This is a genomic window from Paenibacillus polymyxa, assembly GCF_018614975.1.
In the GTDB taxonomy this organism is placed as follows: Bacteria; Bacillota; Bacilli; order Paenibacillales; family Paenibacillaceae; genus Paenibacillus; species Paenibacillus polymyxa_E.
The window spans coordinates 14,525-39,624 of record NZ_JAGGNR010000029.1 but is presented as its reverse complement, the minus strand read 5'-3'; the positions used below and the strand labels follow the sequence as shown (position 1 = coordinate 39,624).

At 36.9% G+C, this 25,100-nt stretch carries 19 protein-coding genes and 3 pseudogenes; 18 read left to right on the top strand and 4 right to left on the bottom strand.

Translation table 11 applies throughout. The features are described from left to right. The first annotated feature begins 20 nt into the window (after positions 1 to 20). On the top strand, positions 21 to 2,072 hold the full coding sequence (locus tag J7E78_RS21230) for an AAA family ATPase (RefSeq protein ID WP_215078090.1): 2,052 nt from the start codon (positions 21 to 23) through the stop codon (positions 2,070 to 2,072). Further along, positions 2,069 to 3,844, top strand: coding sequence for a UvrD-helicase domain-containing protein (locus J7E78_RS21225; RefSeq protein WP_215078089.1), 1,776 nt, complete (start codon positions 2,069 to 2,071; stop codon positions 3,842 to 3,844). The genes J7E78_RS21230 and J7E78_RS21225 overlap by 4 nt, the downstream gene beginning before the upstream one ends. A gap of 27 nt (positions 3,845 to 3,871) precedes the next feature. Here J7E78_RS21225 and J7E78_RS21220 read toward each other — a convergent pair whose 3' ends face one another. Next, positions 3,872 to 4,906, bottom strand: coding sequence for an IS630 family transposase (locus tag J7E78_RS21220; RefSeq protein WP_215078088.1), 1,035 nt, complete (start codon positions 4,904 to 4,906; stop codon positions 3,872 to 3,874). 1,181 nt (positions 4,907 to 6,087) lie between these two features. Between J7E78_RS21220 and J7E78_RS21215 the strand changes: the two genes are divergently transcribed. Further along, positions 6,088 to 7,448, top strand: a protein-coding gene (locus J7E78_RS21215) for an IS1182 family transposase (RefSeq protein WP_215078087.1) whose coding sequence is annotated in 2 segments (ribosomal slippage) — positions 6,088 to 6,655 and positions 6,655 to 7,448 — 1,362 coding nt in all. Because the reading frame shifts where the segments join, the coding sequence is not laid out codon by codon here. Positions 7,449 to 8,007: 559 nt separating this feature from the next. On the opposite strand, the gene J7E78_RS21210 is transcribed toward J7E78_RS21215, so the two are convergent. Further along, entirely contained in the window at positions 8,008 to 8,583 is a 576-nt protein-coding gene (locus tag J7E78_RS21210) for an SgrR family transcriptional regulator (protein WP_215078086.1), read from the bottom strand. Between J7E78_RS21210 and J7E78_RS30090 the strand changes: the two genes are divergently transcribed. From J7E78_RS30090 to J7E78_RS21170, 8 genes and pseudogenes are all read left to right on the top strand, one after another. Then, positions 8,574 to 8,774, top strand: coding sequence for a non-canonical purine NTP pyrophosphatase (locus tag J7E78_RS30090; RefSeq protein ID WP_397330605.1), 201 nt, complete (start codon positions 8,574 to 8,576; stop codon positions 8,772 to 8,774). The genes J7E78_RS21210 and J7E78_RS30090 overlap by 10 nt on opposite strands. Continuing rightward, a complete protein-coding gene (locus J7E78_RS30085) occupies positions 8,678 to 9,079 on the top strand; it encodes a non-canonical purine NTP pyrophosphatase (protein WP_397330603.1) in 402 nt (133 codons plus the stop codon). Before J7E78_RS30090 ends, J7E78_RS30085 begins: the two co-directional genes overlap by 97 nt. A gap of 271 nt (positions 9,080 to 9,350) precedes the next feature. Next, a pseudogene (locus tag J7E78_RS29470) lies at positions 9,351 to 9,602 on the top strand (asparagine synthase-related protein); the annotation flags it as partial. A gap of 463 nt (positions 9,603 to 10,065) precedes the next feature. After that, positions 10,066 to 11,283 carry a DNA polymerase IV gene (locus J7E78_RS21190; RefSeq protein WP_215078112.1) on the top strand — a complete coding sequence of 406 codons (1,218 nt, stop codon included), beginning with the start codon at positions 10,066 to 10,068 and terminating at the stop codon, positions 11,281 to 11,283. Further along, a complete protein-coding gene (locus tag J7E78_RS21185) occupies positions 11,280 to 11,627 on the top strand; it encodes a YolD-like family protein (protein ID WP_215078083.1) in 348 nt (115 codons plus the stop codon). Before J7E78_RS21190 ends, J7E78_RS21185 begins: the two co-directional genes overlap by 4 nt. 1 nt (position 11,628) lies before the next feature. After that, positions 11,629 to 11,997, top strand: a complete 369-nt coding sequence (locus J7E78_RS21180) for a hypothetical protein (RefSeq protein ID WP_215078082.1) — start codon at positions 11,629 to 11,631, stop codon at positions 11,995 to 11,997. A gap of 309 nt (positions 11,998 to 12,306) precedes the next feature. Further along, a complete protein-coding gene (locus J7E78_RS21175; protein ID WP_215078081.1) occupies positions 12,307 to 12,471 on the top strand; it encodes a hypothetical protein in 165 nt (54 codons plus the stop codon). A 190-nt stretch (positions 12,472 to 12,661) separates the two neighbouring features. After that, a pseudogene (locus tag J7E78_RS21170) lies at positions 12,662 to 13,233 on the top strand (arsinothricin biosynthesis radical SAM protein ArsL); the annotation flags it as partial. On the opposite strand, the pseudogene J7E78_RS30080 reads toward J7E78_RS21170, so the two are convergent. Continuing rightward, a pseudogene (locus J7E78_RS30080) lies at positions 13,218 to 13,400 on the bottom strand (MarR family winged helix-turn-helix transcriptional regulator); the annotation flags it as partial. The pseudogenes J7E78_RS21170 and J7E78_RS30080 overlap by 16 nt on opposite strands. A 339-nt stretch (positions 13,401 to 13,739) precedes the next feature. On the opposite strand from J7E78_RS30080, the gene J7E78_RS21165 reads away from it, so the two are divergent. The 4 genes from J7E78_RS21165 to J7E78_RS21150 are packed head-to-tail and all read left to right on the top strand — an operon-like array spanning position 13,740 to position 19,004. Next, positions 13,740 to 14,417 (top strand): hypothetical protein, encoded by a 678-nt coding sequence (locus tag J7E78_RS21165; RefSeq protein ID WP_215078080.1) that lies wholly within the window; start codon positions 13,740 to 13,742, stop codon positions 14,415 to 14,417. Beyond that, the gene (locus J7E78_RS21160; RefSeq protein ID WP_215078079.1) at positions 14,392 to 16,365 is read left to right on the top strand and encodes a hypothetical protein; all 1,974 of its coding nucleotides are present in this window, start codon (positions 14,392 to 14,394) and stop codon (positions 16,363 to 16,365) included. The genes J7E78_RS21165 and J7E78_RS21160 overlap by 26 nt, the downstream gene beginning before the upstream one ends. A 14-nt stretch (positions 16,366 to 16,379) precedes the next feature. Then, complete coding sequence (locus J7E78_RS21155) at positions 16,380 to 17,363, top strand: ATP-binding protein (protein WP_215078078.1); 984 nt, start codon at positions 16,380 to 16,382, stop codon at positions 17,361 to 17,363. 33 nt (positions 17,364 to 17,396) lie between these two features. Beyond that, complete coding sequence (locus J7E78_RS21150; RefSeq protein WP_215078077.1) at positions 17,397 to 19,004, top strand: hypothetical protein; 1,608 nt, start codon at positions 17,397 to 17,399, stop codon at positions 19,002 to 19,004. A gap of 2 nt (positions 19,005 to 19,006) precedes the next feature. Here the strand turns inward: J7E78_RS21150 and J7E78_RS21145 are convergent, their stop codons facing one another. Continuing rightward, on the bottom strand, positions 19,007 to 20,005 hold the full coding sequence (locus J7E78_RS21145) for a DGQHR domain-containing protein (RefSeq protein ID WP_215078076.1): 999 nt from the start codon (positions 20,003 to 20,005) through the stop codon (positions 19,007 to 19,009). Between the two features lie 142 nt (positions 20,006 to 20,147). On the opposite strand from J7E78_RS21145, the gene J7E78_RS21140 reads away from it, so the two are divergent. The 3 genes from J7E78_RS21140 to J7E78_RS21130 are packed head-to-tail and all read left to right on the top strand — an operon-like array spanning position 20,148 to position 25,018. Beyond that, positions 20,148 to 20,510: a helix-turn-helix domain-containing protein gene (locus tag J7E78_RS21140; RefSeq protein ID WP_215078075.1), complete on the top strand. Its 363-nt coding sequence runs from the start codon at positions 20,148 to 20,150 to the stop codon at positions 20,508 to 20,510. Between the two features lie 8 nt (positions 20,511 to 20,518). Further along, complete coding sequence (locus tag J7E78_RS21135) at positions 20,519 to 21,214, top strand: hypothetical protein (protein ID WP_215078074.1); 696 nt, start codon at positions 20,519 to 20,521, stop codon at positions 21,212 to 21,214. A gap of 21 nt (positions 21,215 to 21,235) precedes the next feature. Then, positions 21,236 to 25,018, top strand: a complete 3,783-nt coding sequence (locus tag J7E78_RS21130) for a hypothetical protein (RefSeq protein ID WP_215078073.1) — start codon at positions 21,236 to 21,238, stop codon at positions 25,016 to 25,018. Positions 25,019 to 25,100 lie beyond the last annotated feature (82 nt).

Genomic DNA, 25,100 nt, shown 5'->3' with positions numbered 1-25,100 from the left:
GAATTGGGGGTACAGTACATATGTATATTTATAAAGTTGAAATTGAAAAATACAGAAATTTCGGAGAAAAGGAAATCATCTTTAATGATGGTGTTAATGTGATCATAGGTCATAATAACGCAGGTAAGACCAACCTAATTAGTGCATTAGCCTTAGTTCTAAATTCCAACGGTAAAAAGAGATTAGAAATTCACGATTTTAATAAAAACACCTCTCTTGAGGAATTGAAAGTAAATCCACCAAGAATACGGGTAGGCGTAACCATAAGACAAAGTGAAAACGAAGAATTACATTCCGATGATCTGGTCACAGTTGCAAACTGGTTAATCAAGCTCGAAGAGCCCTATGAGGCACTATTGACATATGAATTTTATCTTCCCGAGAAAGAAACCGAAAAGTATGTTAGGGCACTTAGCAATGTCACCGATAAAGATAAAGCTTGGAAAATCGTTCAACAGGATTTTCTAAGACTATATGTAAGTAAGATCTGGGGAGGCAATATAACTGGTCAGAACATAGCGGATAATGAATCATTGCAAAAATTTGATTTTCAATTTCTAGATGCAATTAGGGATGTAGAAAGAGATATGCTCTCTGGTAGAAACACTCTTCTCCGAGATGTACTAGACTTCTATATGGACTACGATATAAAGTCAGACCAAACCATGACAGAGGAACAAAAAACAGAAAAAATCAAATTTAAAAAACAAACCTTTTCCGAAGGAGCAGATTCTTTAATCTTGGATCTTATAAAGCGAATGGAGCTAGGTAAAGGACATATTTTATCTTATGCAAAAGATACTGGTGCATCTTTTAATAAAGCAAATCCAAGTTTTGATGGAAGTATCTCTGATGTTGAGATGTTTTCGGCTTTAAAGCTGATAGTTGAGTACGAAACCGGAATCAAGATCCCTGCAACGCATAACGGATTGGGATACAATAATCTGATTTTCATGTCACTATTGTTATCTAAGATGCAAGTTAGTTCAGACGGTAATTATCTAGGGAGTAACGCAAAAGTCTTTCCAGTTTTAGCAATTGAAGAACCTGAAGCACACTTACATCCAGCTATGCAGCACCAGTTTCTAAAATTCTTATTAAAAAATAAAGAAGAGAAAAAGGTCAGGCAGATTTTCGTATCAACACATTCAACCCATATTACATCCTCTGTATCATTAGATGAAATGATCTGTTTGCATAATGAGAATGGTGAGACAAGTGTGGGTTATCCCGGTAAAGCATTCCAAAACAATGAAAAAAGCAAAAAATATGTGCAAAGATTTCTTGATGCCACTAAATCTGATATGTTATTTGCTCAGAAAGTTATTTTAGTTGAGGGATTGGCTGAGCAACTATTATTCTCTACCTTAGCTAGATATGAAGGATTTTCACTAGAGGAAAATCACGTAGCAATTGTAAATGTTGGAGGAAGATTCTTTGATCACTTTTTAAATTTATTTAGCTCAACCAATCCGTACAGCATCAATAAAAAGATAGCATGCATTACAGATCGAGATCCCGAGAGAAAGGAGAAGAAGAAAGGGGCTAGCTATAGCAAATGTTATCCTTTTGAATACGGTGAACAAGAAGATAAATATGACTATATGCACAATCCTTCATATAGCTTATTTCCGAAAGAAGGACATTATAACATCTTATTCTTTAGTCAGGATGAAAAGGAAGGCACAACATTTGAGTATGATCTAATTTTGCACAATCCCTCACTTGAATTGCTTGTTACTGAATCGATGAAAAATCAAGAAGAGTTAAAGACAATGATGAAATTATTTAAGTCGGGTGCTGAGTTAGAAGCTTTTGAAGGTCTCCTTAGAGTAAGTAAAGAGAATGAAAGAATTTTGCAAGGTATTAGCTCAAATACTACATGGAGCATAGATGAAAAGAAACGAGCACTTATTGCTTCCCGCTACTTAAATTCAATTGGAAAAGGAGAAAACGCATTGGAACTGGCTTACATTCTAACAGACAACATCAATAAAAAAGGAAAAGAAGGTTATCAAGAATTCGTTGTTCCCAATTATATTAAGGAAGCAATAAGTTGGGTACTTAAATGATAAAAATACATTCTAAAACACTAATCCCTATCGAGGAGCACTTTCGAGTATCTGCCGGTCCTGGTGCCGGAAAGACATACTGGCTCATAAATCACATTAAAAATGTTCTTCATCAAACTAAAAGACTAAAAAAAACACGGAAAATTGCCTGCATTACATACACTAACATTGCAGTGGATACCATTTTAAAACGATTAGGAACTAATATACATCAAGTTGAAGTCTCGACTTTACATAGTTTTTTGTACAAACATGTATTAAAACCGTATGCTTCTTTCCTCGGTAACGAATATGAACTAAATATTAAAAAAATGGATGGACATCAAGATCCGGTACTTCACTTTAAAAAAGTAAAGCATTGGATTGAAAATCATCCTAATTCAGATCAGTTAGTAAATCCTTATTCCGTTAATCAACTGATTAAACTACGTGAGAATGTTGAAAGCATTACGCGGTGGCTCAAGAGCCTAAAATATCATATAGACAAAAATGGAGATATTTTACCTACTTGTGATAATAGACAGGCTTATTATATAGTCCAGGAAGATGATCGAAGGTACTTAAATAAAAATTGTTTAAATATCCTTAGTTTAGATTTGCTCGCTTACAAAAAAAATTATTGGTTAAAGGGCATTCTTGAACATGATGATGTCCTCTTTTTTAGCTATCAACTACTAAAGAAGTATCCTTTTGTTTTAAATGTAGTACGATCTAAATTTCCTTATATGTTTATTGATGAGTTTCAAGATACAAATCCAATACAAATTGAAATCCTGAAATTAATTGGTGCACAGGAAACAATTGTTGGAATTATTGGCGATGAAGCTCAATCTATTTTCGGATTTCAAGGCGCGGTTCCTGCTCAGTTCTCCTCTTTTAAATTGCCTGGTTTAGTGGAATACGTGATTGAGGATAATCGAAGAAGTACAAATTCTATCATAGATATTTTAAATATAATTCGAAAAGACATAAAGCAAAATAAAATTAGAAATATTCAAGGAGATATTCCAAAACTCATAGTTGGTGAAAGGATGGCTGCATTATCCTGCGCAAAAAAATATTGCAACAACGGTGAAGATATTTACTCATTATCTCGTGATAATCCAACATCTAATGCAATGAGAAGAGATTATAATGGAGACTATATGAATGATAGACTAATTGAAGAATTTATTGATATAGATAAATCCTCTAGCAGTAATAAATACAGAAGCAAGGTAGTTGCTAGTTGCTTGAAAGCTGTAGAATATGCCCGAGAAGGAAACATAAATAAGGCAATAAAAGAACTTGAAAGTTTTGAAAGAGATATTAATGATGCTAATGAAAGAAAGAAGAGAGCGTTAAAGTCGCTATATCTATTGCTAGAACAGTATTATGACTACAAAAATAAACCGCTACATGATTTTTATCTATTAGTAAAAAATAATGTAAAGACAGAGATATCTAAGTTAGGTAAAGGGGCAGCTGCAACTTTTTATGAAGCTAATAGTTATGAACAGTTAGCCCTATGTGTCAATATTAGCGAAGATTTTAGTAAGCATAAGACGATTCATAAGTCAAAGGGCGACGAATTTGATAATGTCCTTATTGTTTTTAATTCCTCAGATAAATTGGAAATCTTTCTGAATCCAGACTTGAAGAAAAATGAGGAACATAGAATATCTTATGTAGCTTTGAGTAGAGCAAGAGAACGACTCTTTATTACTGTCCCGTCAATAAATGATGATCTTACAAGAAGATTGAAAACGATATTTGATATAGAATTAATATAAAAAAAGCTATATAGACCGCAATTAAGTTTATAACCTGACGAGGAGACGATCTATCGTTTCCATCGGTCGGTTGTTGATTCGCTTCATAAATTGACTCACATGAAGTCTGATCTTATAAAATTTTTCAAAAAAGATGTTGTTCACCACATCGGCTTTGAGCCACAGCCAAAGTCCTTCAACGGGGTTAAGGTTTGGGCTGTAAGGTGGTAGAAAAACTAACTGCAACCGCGGATGCTCCTTTAAAAACGGTTGTAACACTGTAGCGTGATGAATCCGGCTGTTGTCCAAAATCAATGCCATTTTTCCATTTGGATAGGCAGAGAGAAGATCATGTAGAAATCGAATAAAAGCAGCCGTATCTGCTTTTTCTTCTTCTCGATGATGAACTTGGCCTGTTTCGTAGTTAATAGCACCAAATAATTTAGCTCCTTCATGTTTGCCGTACGTTGGCACTTTGCGTTGTTTGCCGCGAGGAAACCAATTGTACTGAAGGGCTTGATACGAACGAATCATGGACTCGTCTTCAAACAGCAGATGGTCGATTTCTTCCATCTCCACCTGTTTCTTGAGCTGAGCAAAAGTATGCTTTTTGAAGAAAGCTTGGGCCTCTTCATTAGCATTGGCGAGTGTGTACGTGGCCTTGGTAAAGCTAAAGTTCATTCGTTTGAGCATTGCGCTAATCCCGCGCACGCTCATGGTGACCCCAAATTCTCGGTTCATCCATTCCGCCACCAACGGCAGGGTCCAGGTATAACGAGCCTCAAAACCCACATCGACGGGTGAATGTTGCTCCAGCATCGCGGCTAATCGATGACGCTGTTCTTTCGTGAGTTTTGTCGGTTGTCCAGGAGAATGATTCATCTCCAGACCCTTCAGCCCTTGAGCTTGGTAGGCTTGCCAATAAATACTGATCGTTTGACGCGCACGACTAAGCAACTCACCGATTTCGTCAAAGGTGTGTCCTTCTAAACGAAGGCGAACCGCTAGATATCTTTCATAAAGCCGTTTGTCTGAGGTTTGTTTCATGGCTGTATTCAAACGTTCAGTCTCTTTGTTACTCATGTTTATCGCCGCCTCGAGTTTATTTACCATGTATTACCCGATTTGGCGACTGTAGAAGTTTTGTTAGTTTCTTAATGACGTTCTATATAATACCTAAGTTTGTAAGTTTAATTGGACTTGGAGATGACTTAGTGGAGTATTTAAAGTTATTAAATATATCTGGAATTTCTACATTAACCGCTATTGTTTTTATTGTTGTCATTGGGATTAATTTTTTCAAATTATCAGAGCCTGAAAGATTATTTGAATCAAACCAATTGAATTTACTTAGAAAGATAATCAATGAAGTAATTATCTTTCTAATAATAATCGTCGTATTAACTTCATCGCATACAGTTGGGGATAGTCGCCCTTGGCTAATGTTTATTAATTTATTTTTTATGTTGTTTAGTCTTACACTTGGATATAGCTATTCCGATTTTAAGAATAGCAAGTTTCAAATTTCAATTAATAGATTCCTTATCCGACTCTTCGGACAAAAATCCTATAGATATTTCGTATTTTCTTTAATTTTAATACATTCATTTCTAATTATTTATTTTTACAATCAATCAATCTCATTATTAATTGATTTTTTTAATACCTACTATAAACTGAATCATACTAACTCGATATCGCTTTTATTAGAAGTCATTCAAATAAATAAATTGAATTTATATCTGTACTTAGGTTTCTCCTTTGTTATGTTTTTGTTCTTAAGGCATGCTTATATGAATCCAATCAATAAAATAACCCGTAGTTTCTTTCGAACAAATCAAAGAAAAAATATCAGGCTGAGTAATGGGGAAATTTTAAAAAACATGTATGTATATCCATCTTCTGATAGCAAATTCATAATAGTAAGTGTAGAAGAGGTTTTGTCACATTCAATAAAGCACTATCATATTAATAAAGATAAAATTGAATATATTGAATCGATATCAAGTTCTTTTGACAAATAGAGTATTCTATCTAATTTTACAAGGTGGCTATAATACTCAAGATCGAAAAATGTGAAGTACTTGAAGTTGAGGAGCTCATTTTCCAACAACAGAGTAAGTTGATTCCAGAAAAAAGAGGACTACGTCCTCTCAGGCTGTCGAGAAAGTCTCGACAGCCTTTTTCATGCCTTTATAATTCATGACGACACCGCGTTAATGTTATATAATATAAGTAACTTTTAAGGAATGGATGGTGTTCACATGCTGCGTCAAAACCGAGAGAAACAACAAACCTACGAGCTCGTCTCCATTGAAGATCTGGTTCCAGAAAACCATATGCTACGTAAAATCGATCGATATATCGACTTTTCTTTCATTGATGAAAAAGTACGCCCTCTGTATTGTGAAAACAATGGTCGTCCAGCCATTGACCCTACACTCCTTTTTAAGATGATTTTCCTCGGTTATTTTTATGGTATTCGCTCTGAACGTCAGCTCGAACGCGAAGTCCAGACCAATCTCGCTTACCGCTGGTTTTTGGGACTTGGACTGACGGACAAGGTTCCAGACCATTCGACGATAAGCTGGAACCGCCGGACTCGGTTCAAGAATACGTCGATTTTCCAAGACATTTTCGATGAAATTGTGTTGCAGGCGATCTCGCACAAAATGGTGGGCGGGCGTGTGCTCTTTTCTGATTCCACACACATAAAAGCGAGTGCCAACAAACATAAGTACATGAAACAAGAAGTGCTACAAAACACAAAAGACTATGTAAATGAACTGAATGCAGCGGTAGAAGCAGACCGAAAAGCACACGGAAAAAAGCGCTGAAAGAACGAGAGGAGGTGGAAGAAACGAAGGAAGTGAAGGTGAGCACGACCGATCCCGACAGCGGCTACATGGTACGTGACGGCAAGCCGGAAGGTTTTTTCTATCTGGACCACCGCACGGTGGACGGCAAGTACAATGTGATTACCGATGTGTATGTAACGCCAGGAAATGTGCATGATTCCGTGCCGTACCTCACGCGCCTGGACCGACAACGTGAGCGATTTCGTCTTCCCGTGGAAGCTGTGGCACTAGACGCCGGTTATTTGACCAACCCGATTTGCAAAGGCTTGGAAGAACGCCAGATTTACGGCGTAATTGCATACCGAAGTTTCATGCCCGTGAAAGGTTTATTTCCCAAAACAAAATTTAAGTACAATGCCCACTTAAATACCTACACCTGCCCGCAGGACCAAGAGCTGCCTTACCGCACCACAGACCGCCAAGGCTACCGACAGTACGCCTCAGATCCAGCGATCTGCCGGAGCTGTCCGTTGCTTACCTCCTGCACACGCTCGGCGAACCAGCGAAAAGTGGTGACCCGCCATGTCTGGGAAGACAGCAAAGAAAAAATACGGGAAAACCGTCTGAGCCGCTCGGGCAAGCAGCTGTACCGCAAACGAAAAGAGACGATTGAGCGAAGCTTTGCCGATGCCAAAGAACTGCATGGCTTTCGCTATTTTAGGCTGCGTGGACTCGTGAATGTGACAGAGCAGGCACTCCTAACCGCTGCCGTACAGAATATGAAGAAGGTGGCGAACCACCTCAACCGGCAGGCCAAGAAGACCTAAATGGCCTTCTTGGCCTGCTGGTTGAGGAAATTACGAGTACTTCGATAACAAAGAAACCCGACTCTCGAAAGAGAACCGGGTTTCTCGACAATCTGAGAGGACTACGTCCTCTTTTTTTAGTGCGCCCGAGAGAAAGATTCCGTTAACCTGGGAGATCTGTACGAAAGGCGGGGACAACTTCGTAACCCTGAACGTACAGAAGTCAGCAGACGCCATAGTACGCTGCGTTGCAAAACGGGCAAACCTTGCGGCAAACCATAGAAGAAGGGACCTATGAACCAAGCCCTGCACGACGGGTCAAAATTCCGAAACCCAACGGCGGAGGTGTCCGGTAGTCAGGGTTACCAACCGTGACAGATCGAATGCTTCAGCAAGTCATTACGCACGTCTTAACCCCATGGTTCGATCCACAGTTTTAAGGAGCATAGTTATGGATTTCGTCCGAAAAGGGGAGGACAGGATGCGGTAAGGAAAGCTAGAACGTTCATGAAAGAAGGATACCGATACGTAGTCGATCTGAACTTGGAGAAATTCTTTTGATCGGGTCAACCATGACCGCCTAACGATGAAGATAATAAGCCACATGAGGCATGATTTTGTCATCCTCATTATTCTTCGTAACAAGCGTGTCAAAGAGTTGGCGGGCCATATGCCACTCCGTGCGACGCAGGGTAAATACAGGATCTAAATTAGGCATACTTCGGTAAAAAGGCAAGCGCAGTGTGTCTAGTTGCAGTGTGTCTAGTTGATAATTCTCATTCTTATCGACTCGGTAACCATACTGTCCCTCTAGCCAACGTAAAAAACGACCACGCGTTAATTCATCCACTTTATGCTCTTCAAGTAATCGTATTCCATCATGAAACCTTCCTTTACTCGTTGCTTCCTGAGCGAGTGTAAGCGCCACCTCCGCTTCGGAAGTTAATATTGTCAGCTTTGAACGATTACCTCGTCCACGTCCTGGGGACCAAGCGATCCACCCAGCGGTACACAAACGACGTATGATCCACTTCACATTACGTGGAGTACAGTTCCATACTGTGCCCAAATCTTGTAAAGTCGTCTGCTGTGAAATCTGCGATTCCAGCTTGCCAAATAATTTCTTGAGATTGAAAAAATGTTCCGATAACTGCAAAAGAATCACTTCCAATTGAGGAAAACGCCCTTTTGAAAGCCAATGCAGTTCAGATAACATCAACTACGATAATCGTTGCGGAAGACTCAGGATTATGTGTAAATGTTTTAGACGGAGATCCAGGTGTTCGTACTGCCCGGTGGTCTTCAGGTACGATGATGATCGAAGTGTTAAATTGCTTGAGGAACTAAAACATGTAACCAACCCTTCACTTCGTGCAGCTCGATTTAAGAGTGTAGTCGCAATCCGCTTTCCGGATGGTAGTAGTTCTTTTACATATGGAGTGTTAGAAGGGAGAATTGCATTTAGTCAACGAGGCAAACTAGCGAGTGGTTATTCTCGTATCTTTGAGTTACCAAGTGGGCTAACCATTGCTGAAAATGGATTACCTACTGTTGAAGTTAATGATCATCATTCGCAGGCTTTAGCAATGGCAACGGAGCGTATTAGAGAGTGGATCTTTGCTCACGAAGCACGAGGTGACTCTCTTGACTAAGGATGGTGCAAGTCGTTTTAGTAAAGCCAAAGATCATTATTTCCTCGCCATGGGTGCAGCCGTATTAGTCACCTTACTGTGGTCGACCTCGTACATCTTAAACAAGATTGCGTTTCAACATCATATTGGACCTTTTACGCTAGCCGGATTACGATACAGCGTCTCTGCACTTACATTGGTGCTCGTTCGGTTGATTCTAAATATAGCACCAAAAAAGCATGTTCAGAAGAAAGAAGTACGTATCCAATTACGACCATATTATATCATTGTACTTGGATTCCCAGTGCCGACTCGAATCTGGCTTAAGAATGAGTGGTATGACTGGGCAAAAAACCTTATTTCTACTTCAAGAGTAGAACAATGGATTAATAAAATCTATGTTTTGCAGTTGTTGGATATCCATAAGGAAGGAAAAGTCGATGTAAGTCGGAAATTATGGACCATTCTTGTTTTTATGATGTGGCATCAAGTTCACATTGAGGGAGCAACTGCTTCACATGAATATAAGACGTTAGTAATATGATCCCTAAGTGTTGGCAACGTAAATGCTCAAAGTGAGACTAAATTGGTACGCTGAAAAGAAAGCCCAAATGATGAGACGCAAGTAAGATTAACTCATCGTTTGGGTTTTTTCCATCATATAAATAGGATAATGATATAAAAAAACATGGGCAAAACGGCTTATAAACGATTTGCAACAAGTATAAATAATTCAACAGCACCCTTCTAAAAGGAAACAGAAGGGCACAACTTAGAAAATATTTAAGTAACAACTTACTTTGTGAATGAAAACTGTGTTACAGGTGGGAGTTCAAATGATGGAGAAGCTGGTGTGACTTAGTATGATTTGAATCCATCACTTCGTCGTATGCCTAATATAAATATTTACCTCTTGCATAAAGAACATGCGTTCGGTTTATAATATACAAACATACGTTCTTAAAAGTACAGGAGTGATTTCAGTGTTGGCTAAGCAACGAACCATTATGCTCATCGATATGCAGTCGTTTTATGCTTCAGTCGAAAAGGCGAAAATGCCTCAATACAAAAATAGACCACTTGCCGTCGCAGGCGATCCAGCTAGGCGGTCTGGAATTATACTTGCCGCTTGTCCATTGGCCAAAGCTAAAGGTGTATCTACCGCGGAACCACTTTGGCAGTCTCTTCAGAAGTGCCCTGAACTGATCATTGTGAAACCACACATGCAAGAATACATCGAAGTATCCACTCAAATCATGTCCATTATTGAGGAGTTCACCGATCTCGTGGAACCGTACAGTATAGACGAATTATTCGCTGATGTTACAGGGTCTATGCATCTATTTGGTAATGATCCAATCGATTTAGCCAAGCAAATTCAAGACAAAATCTATAATGAAACAGGCGTTTACGCGAGAGCTGGCATTGGTGAAAACAAAATCATCAGTAAATTGTGCTGCGATATGATCGCTAAAAAAGCGGAGGGGGGCATTTTCTACTTAAAGAAAGAGGAGTTACACCTGCATATTGGAGATAAGCCCATCCGCGATATGTGGGGGATAGGCTTCAGAATGGAAAAACATCTGTGGAAGATGGGCATCCGAACCATTAGAGACCTGGCGAATACACCTCTTTCCAAACTAAGAAGTAAGTGGGGTGTTAATGGAGAGGTTATCTGGCGAGTCGCAAATGGGCTCGACAATTCTCCGGTAACCGTCAACACACACAGTACACAAAAGGATATTGGAAATGGTATGACGCTGCCTAGAGACTATACAGAAGCATGGGAGATCGAAGTAGTCATCCTCGATATCTGTACAGAAGTGTGTAGAAGAGCCCGCAAAAAGGGGCTGATGGGTAGTGTTGTTTCCGTGAGTGTGTCTGGAGCGGATTTTGACCATCCAACGGGTTTTCACAGGCAGGTTAAACTGTCTGATCCTACAAACATAACTGTTGATGTGTGCAAGATAGCCAAGCGCATATTCCATCAACACTGGGATGGGCAACCTGTGCGCCGTGTAGGTGTATCCCTTTCTCAATTATCCAACGCGGATACATATCAACTATCTTTCTTTGATGATCAGGAGCAGAAACGGGCTATTGATCAGGTGATGGACGACATTAAGGATCGATTTGGCGACATTGCCATTCTACGAGCGAGCTCCATTACAGCTGCGGGTCAAGCGATAGATCGAGCATCTAAAATTGGGGGGCATTACAAATGAGCAAAAAACTGGAGGCCAATGGATTATGGGAATCGAGCCGCATGATGCTTCCACAACATAAAGAACGGATTATACAGCATCGTACTCAAGTTCACTATCAAGTGAAACCTTTGATTCACGAAGATGAGTGGGAGATTATTGCACAAAATATAGATATATCGCTTAACTATACGTTGCAAGCCACCTTTGAAGTGTTTCATGAGTGGGGTAATCGGTATATACAAGGGATCGTCACTTCAGTCAGTACCTTTGGAAAGAAAATCAAAATTGAAATGGAGAATGGATTTGAATGGGTCGATTTTGATCAATTGGTCGCAGTAAAACTTGAAGAAGGAGGCGTGTAAAGTGCGACAGACTTCTGAGGAACTTTCACTCGTGAAGAGGGTGGTAGAACTCCCTTATCTTTTAGGTGCTCTGGAGGTAGATAAGCATAAAATATACGCTTCAAACTTCAAAATGAAATCTGTGTATGTTGACTACCTGGACGGGACCCAAAAGAAAATTGCTTTAGAAATGTACAAATCGAAACAAAGGCTAAAGGAACATCATATTAAAATCATAGATGAAAAGAGATCTGAGCTGAGTTTAACGGTAGATTATTCGGTGAGAGGTTACATTCATAAAATGACATTATTATGGAGCAAAGTGAAAGTGGATGTAACCTTAATGCTTACTGAACATATGAACGTTGATATTACAGAATTGTCCACATGAACATAGAGTTCAAGCATAATAAGGTATATAACGACATCGGGTGGATATAATGCATTTAAAACCATTGTTTTCTTCTCCCAAATGTGTAAACCGACCTTTGAATTTGAAGGGTCGGTATTTTTTGTTTAATTTGAACATTCATTTATTATGTCAGAGTGTCAATTGTATATGAATTGTGTTATCCTTTGGGTAAATTGTCACTCTTCATATCCGAGGTCAGGAAGAAGTTTCGATTGAAGAGTTTGCTACTTTAGATGAAGAAAATCAAGAACTGATCACCACATTAAATTATCTCTATGGAGGGATAAAATGAGTAAAACGAATGAAGAGTTTATTAAACAACAGCAAGTTGGCGACCTCACGAAAGTGAAACTCATGGCTCCTTCGTCAGATGGTGGTCCTGATCGCGAAGTGACCGTTGTTTACCAGCGAAAGGCAAACTATGGTACGCCGTCATTCCTCAAAGATAAATAAACGATTTCTAATGAAAAGCCAGCGCTTAAATGCTGGCTTTATTCTTTATATATGATAAAAGAATCGTCACGTTGATATTTGCCTCAACCAATCCCATTTTGAAATAGAAAGCTTTTCAATATAATAATTCTTAATTACATAATAATAGTTTAATACATGATGAATTAGTATAGAACTGATGACGTAAGTTACAGCCTTGACCGCTTTACTACATGCAGATTTCGATGTGTCTGTGCTTGATACCTATGTTGAAGGAATTGATGAAGGACGATTTCTGGATCAAGAGCTTATCGCCATTTCCATTCCATTATTTGATGCTGTTCAAGTGGCCACTGAACTAACGCAAATCATTCGTCAGGTTAATCCGAAGGCTCATATTAAGTACATTGGGTCAGCATGCCACTATTAATGCCAGAAGACTTGCCGGAAAGTATAGTGATTCCTGCGTTTGTGGAAAGTGAGAGACCTTTTGTCAATCTCGCACATCTGTCTGGAGACACTGATTGTACCCTGGATGGGGTTCTCATCGGACGTGATGCTCTGCAGGGTAAAGAAATTCATCCTTATATGTCGAGAGATCATTTAAGCGTTCCGACACGGCATATACTTCTCCCGCTCTACAAGTATCCTCAGAAGAAAACCAACAACCTACTAGACTCTGAGCAGATCGTGGTCTCCACTGAAATCGCACGAGGGTGTCATCATAAGTGTCTGTATCGCTCGGTATATGCTGCTTATGAGGGTAAAGTCATATCCGTCCCTAAAGTGTCTGCAATTTGCTGCATGGAGGGATTTTGCTGACGATCTACTTCATACAATATATGACTTTGAGCCGGCGATACATCAATAGCTCCCACGGTACAACAATTCTTATTGAACAGACCAAACCGTCTGGTCATGATTTGGAACAACTCGTGTACATTTTCCATGTTTTATTCACCTCATTTCAGTTATATCTTAACTGATGCAAAAATCACAATTGTATATTTGGATTTTCGTTAAGTATTAGCAGATAAGAATAACATAGAGGAGTACATACAACTCAAGTTCTGTGTAATTTCACTGATGAAGCAACAATAGGGAGATTTGTAAGTATTGATGAAAGAAGTTGAGAAATCAAATCATTATCTCATTATTTTTTATGCGAAAACAATTCTGAACTCATTTATAGTTCGACAAAACAAGTGTTTTCTAGACAAAGGAATACAGTATATGAGGTTGAATATAAAATATTGCGGTTAAAATACAAATTTCGGAGGATTAAGCACTTGTATTCACCAATCAATAAGATAAAAAACGAAATGGGTAGGAATAGATTTTTTGTATTTAGTAGGAGGCTTCATAGAGAGGTTAGACTATACAATTCACTTCAATATGACCATTGGGTTCTGACGGAATCCGATATTACAGTAATGAGTTACTGTGAAAGACCGTTGAAAATAAAAGTATCTATTGCAGGTAAAGTTGTTGAAACAGTTTTTGATATGTGGATTAAATCAGAAAGTGAAGAAAAGTTTGTGTTTATACGCTACTCCTATGAAATAGATCTGGATAACAAACGTTCTAGCGAACAAGCGATTTATGAAATGTATGCACAAAAAATATGGTGCGCAGAGAATAATAAGACACATTGTGTCCTGACGGAAGAAAATATACGACACAATCCCACTATTATTGCAAATAAAAAAACGTTGATTCCTTTTTTCACTCCACTTTCTGAAATAAAACCAGAAGTGTATGAGCTGATTTATAGATCAGCTTTAAACGGCCCTATGACAATTCGTGATTTAGAAAAATCTATTCAATCTAAATATCATCCTGTCATAATTAGGAATTCTATATTTGCATTAATCCTCCATGAGATACTTACTTTTAATCAAGAACAGGACTTACTTTGTGGATTGACGGAGGTGCAGTTGAATGTCGAGAAGACGTATCTTAGATAGTATAAATATTGATCCGAAACATAAAGACATCTCAAATTGGCCAATTGTTAATATCATGCAACTTCAACCTGAAGATAGAGAGATATTCAAAAAACGAGAAGCTGCAGTGAACCTATATATGCTTCACGAAGAAGTAACTTTAGAAAAAATCACAGAACAAACAGGCGTAAGTAAAAAAGAATTAATTATTTTCATAAAGAAGTGTTTAGAATTTGATCCAATAACTGAAGCTATCTGGGGATTTAGAGCATTAATCCCTCATAAGAGAACCAAAAAGTATGATAGAAGTGCAACCACAACTTTTTTCCCACAACAGGAACAGCCCAAATTAAGTGGGGCCTTCAATCAACTCCTTGAACAATATCCAGAAATTAGAGAGAAGATCACTTCAGCATATTTAAGACGAAAAGGAAAAAATTCTACAATGCCCACAATCTCGACTGATGGGATCCATAGATTATTCCTAAGTTTGTGCAAAAAGAATGGTATAGGAATACATGACTATCCGTTTAATACAAATGATAAAGGATATCGATCATTATACCGTTTCTTTAAAAAAATTGAGAATAATCATTTTTCAGAAGGTGCAAAGCGTTACGGAAAAGAAGCAGCCAGGCAATCACGGATGGGAACATTGCCAAAACATGAATTGATATTACAAAAGCCTTTTCAACGCGTTCAGTTTGATGGGCATAAGATTGATGCGTTGTTTACTATCACATTTAAAACCCCTGAAGGAGACTTATTTACAGAAGTTGTGGAGCGGGTATGGCTTCTTGTAATAGTTGATGTGGCAACTCGAGCTATATTAGGTCATCACCTCTGTGTAAATAAAGAATATAACAAAGACGATGTTTTGCATTGTATTCGCAACACAGTAACCCCTTATGAAAAACGGAAATTTTCGATACCTGGTATCGATTATGATCCTAAAGGGGGTATACCTTCGGCTGAAATTCCAGAAACGGCATGGGCTCTTTGGGATGAATTCAGCTATGACAACGGTAAAGCAAATTTATCAAATATCGTAACCGATCGTCTTTATGAAGTAGTTCGTTGTACTCTAAATCCTGGTCCGGTCGAAGCTCCAGAAGTAAGAGGCATTATTGAACGATTATTTCGTTCCCTTGAAGTGCTTGGATACCATAAATTAGTGAGTACCACTGGAAGCAATCCTTCTGATCCTCTTCGTAAAAATCCAGAACAACAAGCAAAAAAGTTTGATATTTCTTTATCGGAACTAGAGGAGCTAACTCATATTCTAGTATCTGATTATAATGGTATTCCCCATAGTGGGATTAGAAACTTTTCTCCTCTTCAATTGATGAAACAACGAATTGAAAGAGGGATGGAACCAAGAATCCTGGAACCAGAAAAAAGAAAAGACGCCATTTTTTTTATGATCCAAACTAAAAGAAGAGTGAGTGGAGACATAGCAAAAGGAAAACGCCCATTCATCAATTATGAAGGAGTTCGATATCAAAGCGATATTCTTGGTAATAGTCCTCACCTGATCGGCACGGAATTAACAATCGTAGTAAACGTTGATGATATACGAACAGTAAAAGTATTTTTGAGTGATGGTAGTGAGTTTGGATACCTTACTGGATATGGCATTTGGGGGATAACACCTCATTCATTGCGAACAAGGAAGGCTATAAATAAATTAAAGAATGAAAGGAAAATATTCTTTAATACTTATCAAGATCCATTTCAAATCTACTATGAGTATAAAGCATCTAAAGCTAAGACTGGAAAGAGAGAACGAAATCATATCGCACAATTACAAAGGGAACTAAACAAAGCCGAACTAGCATCTACAAACAACCATGAAAAAGAAGAAGAGCAATTCTTTGCTCCAGATGTCCAGTCAACAGGGGATGTAAACAATTTATTTATTGAAGAAGACGATGACGATGATAGAATTTTTCGAACTTACAACTTTTGAAAGGAAGATTTCTGATGAATATCGATGTTTCAGATATAAACAGGCCATATGTACCCCCAAAGACTCATCCCATCGAAACTGGAATTTACTTTATAGGCACTAAAGAAGTGAGAAGAATGTATAAAGATATTAAGCAATGGATTGAAAACCGAGCACCAGGTGGAATAGCCTATGGCAGAGCTAGGTTAGGTAAGACTTGGGCCATCGACTACCTAACAAAGGAGCTACCAATAGATTTTGGTGAGAAGCTTCCTATTCTAAAATTTAAATGTGAGCAAAATTCAAGAATTAATGAAACCACTTTCTATGAAGAATTATTGGTACAGTTTGGACACGGAATCCCATTCTCAGGAAGAAAAACCATGAAAGCCGAAAGATTAAAAAAATATCTTCAAGAGATAATCGAGAGTTCAGGAAGTAAAAGGTTAATTCTATTTATTGATGATGCACAGCGTCTTGTTCCAGTTCAATACAATATTTTAATGGATATTTATAATTATTTGAAAGAATTCGGAATTAGCATGACAGTTATCTTAGTTGGCCAAGAAGAATTAAAGCATGTTAGATCAGGTTTTATTGCTTCAAAAATGGGACAAATTGTTGGTCGCTTTATGGTTCATGAATACAAATTCTCAGGCGTAAGAACAAAAGATGAGCTGCAAACCTGTTTAGTCGGTTATGACTCTTTATCTGAATACCCTACAAATAGTGGGTGGTCCTACACAAGATTCTTCTTTCCGGATGCATATGAGCAAGGATTTCGTTTAGAATCATCCACAGAGGAGTTATTTTCTACTATATCCAATATTAGAAAAGAAAAAGGAATTACTAAACCTTTAGAGATACCGATGCAATATTTAACGCTTACTATAGAATATGCTTTTAAAAAATACGGTGTCTTAGGTAAAAATGTTGACCATTTGACGTCTAGCCATTGGTTAGACTCATTAGGTAAGTCGGGTTATATCGAAAATGAGCTGTACAACGACTTAATTTAGATATATCAGTTCGATTTGAAAAGGTGGTTAAAAATGATTCCTGAACTAAAGGTTTACTTATCAAAGCCAGATGGTTCAATTACTTGGAATACAGATTGGATATCTGAGTTTGAATCTCCCTGGTCTATTTTTCAAAAAATTCAATTCACTAACTTACTTAATAAACGAGACTATTTTCATTTGTTTGGGACTTCAGAGACAATAAAAAAAAAGACTATTGTCGGTGCAAGAAATCATAATTTGTATTCAATGCCCAGTTTTGATGATAATAGATTTATAAACATCTTAGGATTCTCATTAAAAAAATATAATTCTGACGTAATTAAAAACATATCTGGATTTTTGAATGATAGCGGAATGAGAGAAATGCGGGAAATGTCCTCAGGAAATTGGTATTGGAGAAAGTCGTTAACTTTTTGTTGTGAATGCCTAATTGACGGTTATCATAGTATATTGCATCAATTTGGTCTTTTTCAACAATGTCCTTTTCATCAGAAACCATTGTATGATCAATGTCCCAATTGTTCAGCCAAATATCCATATGAACTATTTAAAGATCAAACTTATTTTGAATCAACATTAACGTGTATGTGTAGTCATCAATACAAAAAATTCAACAGGGGCGTATCCCTTAATACACATTGGAAGGCGTACAGAAGTAACGATTTGTCAGATAAACTTGCTATACAATGGCTAAGTCTAAATCAGCTGCAGAAAAGTAACCTGAGCTCAGTATATCTATACCCTCACACCTCAATTAATGAGACACCTCAATTATTAAAGTTTTATTTAAATTATATTAAGAGGGACACAACTCCCGATCAATATTGCGTGGAGACCTCAGATCATCTTAAAAGCATAAATAACATTCCGTACTTAAAAGGGAAATACATTAGAAAAAGAAACAGAGAATTCGAAAACATTAACACAGCAAAAAACCATATCACTTTTTTTTCAAATCATCAAAACATTGTTATGAGCGAATTTCAAATTATAAGAAATTCAATGTTTAGTTCAATTGCGAAACATTTAAGAAGAACTATTTTGAAAAAGCATAAAAGTTGTATTAAACGTTATACCTCCGTTATAAAAACAAAGGAAGGAATGGATATTCCAATCTGCCCTTATGCATCTGCATATGTTAAGTGGAAACAAAAGATAATGAAGATTGTACATTTTTATGATGTAGACGCAATCCCTTATAGCCGGACCAGTTTTTGTTCAGAGAATGTTTCATTTTTGGGTTATTTAGACGAAGACCCCATATTCGACATTATGAATTCTTATTTAGCTAAATTTCCTACAAAAAAAAGCAATTACTCATATATCAGTTGGTTAATTTCACACATCTATAGTTATTTATTTTTACATCTTTTCAAATTGTACCTTACCGACTCAGTTGGTAAGATAATTGAGAATAAAGATTTAACTCTGAAGGATACTATATTGGCCTTTTCTTTTCCAGGCAAGCTCTCCAATAAAGTCCAGAAGTTCTGGGACCAAAACAACCTTAACCATTTTTTTTCTGAAAATGAATTCATATGCCCTTATCCTACAATAAGATCAAAGAGAAGAACATCCAACGAAGAATCATTTCATCCTATGCAACTTGCGTTAAATAGAGATAGAAGCCACATTTAGGATTAGTTCTCTAATTCCATAATTTCAATTAACTCCGAAGCTAATGTTTTTGAACTAGAGATACCTTTTAAATATTTGAAAGGCCCACTAACAGACCAGTCAATCTTTTTCAGGCGCTTTACTGACTTGATAAACTTTTGATGGTCTATTTGTGTTGAGTTTTCTTTCTTACAGTTAGACAACGCTTTGGATGCAGCCATTGCTAACGCATCCAAACATACAATGTGAGTAAGTTTGTATTCTTTATAGTTCATCCATTCATGAGGATATTCTTGACGCATTATATTGAAAAATCCAAGTACAAGATCCACCTTTTCATGTTTTGATAAATTTGTAGTCTCAGTGTCTTTAAAAAAGTATTTTAACATGCGATAAAGATTCTGAAGAGTAATATGCCTTCCTTTACTACGTTTACCCGTGATGCTACCAATGTGATAGAAAGGACTGTCTTTTAATATTAATAGCTCAGTAGCTTGCCAACTTATTTCATCCGATTCTCTTTTCAGGAATTTGCTTAAAGAGGTTCCAATTCCTTTTGCTTTTGTATTAATAATATCGAAGAGTTGAATTTCTTCATCGTCATCTAAAAAATGAAATGCCATGAAAGGAATATTAAGTTCTGATTGAGTTTCTTCGATATAACGTTTAATCCCTCCTAGTCGATGCTGTCCATCCATTAATGATGCTTTACTCTTGCAAAATAACCTACCGAACATTGGTCTAGTAGAATCATAAGCTGTAAACTCCCACATACCAGCTGCATTCAATAAAATTGGTGTGAATAATGCGTTTTCGCCTCTGGAAAGATATAATGCAAATTCATCAACACGCTTTGGATCTACTGGCCGTTGATATCCTTTTCCGGAGGGGTCGTTGAATGGCTTAACATAAGTTAGATTCATAGCAATGGAGGTTGGAAACGAGCTTTGATAAGTGATTTTCCCCCTCATTTTTGTTTGTACTACATTTTCTATAACTATTTGATGAGGTAATTGTCTCATTAGATTCACTCCCATAGAATGTTTAGTATTTCTTAGTAAATATATATCTTAAATTATATAAATGACAATGGTAATATATAGTTTGAGTATATTTATTTCATGCATAAGTACACCTACTCTTAAGTGAGAGGTGATTGTACTTATGATAAAAATTAATGCTTTTGTAGGCGCACGAATAAAATCTTTAAGAAAATCAAAGGGATTGACTCAAGCTAATTTAGGAGAACAAGTAGATCTCCCACAGCCTTATATTGGTGGGATTGAAAAAGGGGAGAGAAACATTTCTTTGGAGACCCTGCAGAAACTAATAGAAGCTTTAGATATCACGCCAGAAGAATTATTCCGTAATTATGATATTAATCTGTCAAACAAAGAAGTACAGGAAGTTCTAGATCGAATCAACGAGCTTCTCGTAAAGAGAGACATTGAAGAAATTAAAATAGTTGAGAGTTTTGTGTATGACATACTCAAAACAATCGATAATTTAAAAAATTTAAAGAAATAGAGGATCAAATGAAAAACAGATTACTTGATTATTACTCGAATAAAGTAAGGGCACGTGTGCTTATTTACAAGAATATGCCATTTTTATTTTGGGGATATATGATCACATGTATTTTAACCGTGCCAATCTCAATTTTTTTACTAATACTGTTATTAACCGAGAATTGGACTTTGATTACGATCATATCTGCGACTGTTTTCTTTGTGTTATTTGTTTGTATACATAAACAGTTTAATAATAAATCTCGGATTATACTTAATAGAGAGTTTTCTGTTAAAACAGAAAAAGGTAAGTGGATCGACGGTTTTCATGAAGTTCAGGTTCACCTTATTACAGAATATCTAATAGAGCATAACCTCTATTCAAAATGGAAAATTGAACGTTTGATGGACTCATATAAGACAGACAATAGTAAAGACAAAATGCCGGCACTTATTGCACCAAGTATATTAATAGCAGTTCTTGCACCAAACTTAAATTATCTTCTGAAACATATTTATGGAATGAATATCTATCAATCTACCGAGGGGCAATTTGCTATATTCTTCGGTGTTTTAACTATATCCATATTTATAGTAACAGCTATAACATATTCAAAAAACCTCTTCGAAGAATTCACTGAAATTATTGTTTATAAGAAAGTAGGGCAACGTAACAATCTGATTTCTATTTTGGACGATATTCTAATTACAATAGAAAGTTAGCAACAAATAGGGGGCATGATTATGCTTGAAATAACGGGTGATGAGATCGCTCAACTTAATGATTCTGATTTGAGATCCTTAATTGGACTACTTTGTGAAGCTGACTTATCATCAATGCAACTCCAGACCTCAGGTGTGACCTGGGGAGGTAATCAAAATGCCAAAGATGGTGGAATAGATGTACGCGTTGAGGCAAATTCTTTACTAATGAATGATGGCTTTATTCCCAGACAACATACAGCATTTCAAGTGAAGAAACCTGATATGCCTCGGAGTGAGATTCTACTAGAAATGCGTCCTAACAAGTTACTAAGACAAGTGATAAAAGATTTGGCCGATAATAACGGTGCTTACATAATAATCAGTAGCCAGGGATCAATTTCAGACTCTTCATTAAAAAGTAGAAAATCAGCTATGCTGGAAGCCATATCGGATTACAGTAATGCTTCTCAATTGAAAGTGGATTTTTATGATCGTGAGCGGGTTGCTAGTTGGGTGAGAAGTCATCCTTCTATAGTTCTATGGGTTAGAGACAAGATTGGTCATCCAATACAAGGATGGCAAGCGTTCAGTAACTGGGCAAACCATTCCGAGAGCACAGAAGAAGAATATTTACTCGATGGTACGTTTCGTCTGTCTAACTCTGCAAGTGTTTCTACAGAGAGTACTGATCTGCTACAAGGTATTCACGAATTGAGAACAATATTAGGGCGACCGGGTTCTTCTGTTCGTCTAATCGGATTATCAGGAGTAGGAAAAACACGCTTAGTTCAAGCGTTATTTGATAAACGAATTGGTGAAGAAGCTCTCAACAAGTCTTTGGCTTTTTATACTGATCTAGGTGATGCTCCCATTCCCGACCCTAGATCTTTTGCTGCAAGACTTAAAACACTTAGAAAAAGAGGAATACTGATCGTAGATAATTGTCCTCCTGATCTTCATAATCATTTAACTAAGTTATATGCGAATGATAATTACATAAGTTTACTCACAATTGAGTACGACGTCAGAGATGATCAACCTGAACAAACAGCGGTTTTCCGATTAGAACCTTCATCAACTGAGCTAATTGAAAAAGTAATTAGTAAAAGATTTAAACATATCAATAGCGTAAGTATTAGACAGATATCTAAAATTTCTGGTGGAAATGCACGTGTTGCTATTGCATTAGCTAGAACAATCAACATAGGGGATAATATCTCTCATCTCAGGGATGCAGAATTATTTAATAGATTATTTATACAACGAAATGATCCCGACTCAAAATTACTCAAAGCAGCTGAAATCTGTTCACTTGTATATTCGTTCAGTATTGAGACTGTTGGCCCAAACAGTATTGAAATCACCTTACTAGCCGATTTATCTGGAATGAGTGTATTAGAGCTCTATCAGAACATAGCGGAACTAAAGAGGAGAGATCTTGTACAGCAACGAAGCTCTTGGAGAGCTGTATTACCACATGCCATAGCAAACAAACTGGCTCAAAATGCGCTGGAGAATCTTCCTAAACAATTGATTAGAAGTACATTCGAAGATCATGCTAATCCGAGATTATTACAATCGTTTTCAAGAAGGCTTGGATATCTCCACAATAGTCAATTAGCTCGAGAGATAGCTAAAGATTGGCTTTCAAGCGGTGGTCTATTAGAGGATTTTCGAAAGCTCAATAAGGATGCTCTTAATATCCTTCGAAATGTAGCTCCTCTTCATCCCCAGTTAGTACTTTCACGGATGGAGGAAATTAATGATCAAGCGAATGAATCGATATTTTTCTCTCGTGAAAATTCTGATTTCTATTATTACACAAATTTATTGAGATCCCTAGCATATGATAGCGATTTATTTGAAAGATCTACTAGGTTGCTCTGTAACTATGCTTTAACAGAAACTGTTAACGAAAACAACAATTCAATTCGTACTACACTAAAATCTCTTTTCTATATCTATCTTTCAGGAACGCACGCTTCTGTTGAGCAAAGGCTTAAGATCATATCCTGCCTCATAGAATCAGATCTTGATAATGAAGTTGAACTTGGAATATACCTCTTAGATGCATCACTAGAAACCTCAAATTTTTCAGCTATCAATAGCTTTAACTTTGGTGCTCTCGTTCGAGATTACGGGTACTATCCAAAATCCAAAGAAGAAATTCAAACTTGGTATGAAACGTTTATTGAATATGCTGTGTCAACTGCTATATCGGATAAGCTAATTGGAAATAAGATAAAAAGAGTTTTATGTAACAAATTTAGAGGGCTCTGGACTAGAGCAAAAGTCTATGAGGTGTTAGAATCTGCTGTAAAACAAATTTTGGCTAAAGAAACCTGGCATGAAGCTTGGTATGCGGTAAAAAAAACTAAAAGGTATGATTCTGATAAAATGTCCGATGAAGTTTCAACACGACTTGACTCGTTAAACACGTTGTTAGAACCCAATTCATTATATGATGAAGTAATGTTGTTAACTCTACCTGGACTGGGAAACTACTATGAGATAGTCGATTTAGAAGATGCTGAAAATGCACATGCTAAGATTAGTAATCTATTAAACGAGCTCGGGCGTAAACTTTGTAACCATGAAGATACCCTAGACTCTTTGTTAATACATCTAATGTGTACTTATAACAGAAATATATATGAGTTAGGACAAGGGTTGGCACAAGAAACCAGTGATGCAAAGAAATTTTGGACTCACATGGTAGGAAAGCTGAGTGAAATTAACTACACAAACCGACAGTATCTTCTTTTACAAGGCTTCTTATATTATCTTGCTTTAATTGATAAGAGTTCCGCTGAAGAAATCTTGGATGAAGCAATTGATCACGAATTGCTTTCAGAAGTCTTCCCATCGCTTCAGTCTGTTGTAATAGATCCTAATGGTTTAGATCGTCTGAAGAGGTCTCTTCAACTCGGAAAAGCACCGATTTCGTCTTTCGGAAGCTTAGCTCTAATACGAACTCAGGATATAGACTTTAATGAAAAGTTCTTCGAATTAATACGTCTTATAAGTTCAAAAGAAGATGGATTAGCTGTAGCCGTAGAATTATTTTATATACGAATTTCCAGAGATGACAAGGGCTTAAACCAAGACATTGTCAGTTTAGGGCAAGAATTGGTTTTAAATTATGATTTTTCTCAACGTTCATTTGAGAATCATCATTTTGTGTCTGAAATAATCAAGATCTGTTTTACGGATGTGGAATCTACCCGTAACGCTAAACGTATTGCTACTAAGCTATATTCTTCAATAACAGAAGATAATGTGTTTTTTTCTGATCTTGATCATGTTTTTTTGTCTTTGGTAGAGGTTCAACCACTTGTGTTTATAGAAGTGTTTGTAAGGGACACAGAAGAAATGGATTATAGAATTGCTCAGATATTTAGCGGACAATTAAACCTTAACCCACTAAATTTGATATCTGATGAGCTGATAATCAATTGGTGTGATGTAAAGAAAACAGAGCGATACCCATTAATGGCATCCATCATTGATGCTTATCAAAACACATCGCCATCGCAGCAAATAGAGTGGACATCATTAGCAAAGTATTTGATAGATAATTATTTTGAACCGACCGTTATTCTAGAACAATTAATGCATGTTTTTCATCCAAATCATTGGTCAGACTCACTGGCCGATGTAATGTTAAAACGTCTTCCCTTATTAGAAAGCTTAATGAAATACGAGAATCCATTTGTTGTAAAGTGGGCTAAGAATAAAGAGCCAATTTTGAAAAAAGAAATTAATCGGATTCGTAATTGGGAGCAAGCTCAAGAACAGAATCAAAATGAGCGTTTTGAGTGACAATTAGATACCCAGTGGAATATCAAAGATATAACCATTCTAATGCTTAGAAAAAAACAAGTTTTTAAAATGATCTAATTCA

Excerpts from the sequence above, each read along its gene's own strand:
- J7E78_RS21145 (WP_215078076.1), bottom strand. The coding sequence starts at position 20,005 with ATGAGACAATTACCTCATCAAATAGTTATAGAAAATGTAGTACAAACA.
- J7E78_RS30085 (WP_397330603.1), top strand. The coding sequence starts at position 8,678 with ATGTGTAAATGTTTTAGACGGAGATCCAGGTGTTCGTACTGCCCGGTG.
- J7E78_RS21225 (WP_215078089.1), top strand. The coding sequence starts at position 2,069 with ATGATAAAAATACATTCTAAAACACTAATCCCTATCGAGGAGCACTTT.
- J7E78_RS21135 (WP_215078074.1), top strand. The coding sequence starts at position 20,519 with ATGAAAAACAGATTACTTGATTATTACTCGAATAAAGTAAGGGCACGT.
- J7E78_RS21220 (WP_215078088.1), bottom strand. The coding sequence starts at position 4,906 with ATGAGTAACAAAGAGACTGAACGTTTGAATACAGCCATGAAACAAACC.
- J7E78_RS21185 (WP_215078083.1), top strand. The coding sequence starts at position 11,280 with ATGAGCAAAAAACTGGAGGCCAATGGATTATGGGAATCGAGCCGCATG.
- J7E78_RS21130 (WP_215078073.1), top strand. The coding sequence starts at position 21,236 with ATGCTTGAAATAACGGGTGATGAGATCGCTCAACTTAATGATTCTGAT.
- J7E78_RS21160 (WP_215078079.1), top strand. The coding sequence starts at position 14,392 with ATGTCGAGAAGACGTATCTTAGATAGTATAAATATTGATCCGAAACAT.
- J7E78_RS21230 (WP_215078090.1), top strand. The coding sequence starts at position 21 with ATGTATATTTATAAAGTTGAAATTGAAAAATACAGAAATTTCGGAGAA.
- J7E78_RS21190 (WP_215078112.1), top strand. The coding sequence starts at position 10,066 with ATGCTCATCGATATGCAGTCGTTTTATGCTTCAGTCGAAAAGGCGAAA.
- J7E78_RS21150 (WP_215078077.1), top strand. The coding sequence starts at position 17,397 with ATGATTCCTGAACTAAAGGTTTACTTATCAAAGCCAGATGGTTCAATT.
- J7E78_RS21155 (WP_215078078.1), top strand. The coding sequence starts at position 16,380 with ATGAATATCGATGTTTCAGATATAAACAGGCCATATGTACCCCCAAAG.
- J7E78_RS21175 (WP_215078081.1), top strand. The coding sequence starts at position 12,307 with ATGAGTAAAACGAATGAAGAGTTTATTAAACAACAGCAAGTTGGCGAC.
- J7E78_RS21140 (WP_215078075.1), top strand. The coding sequence starts at position 20,148 with ATGATAAAAATTAATGCTTTTGTAGGCGCACGAATAAAATCTTTAAGA.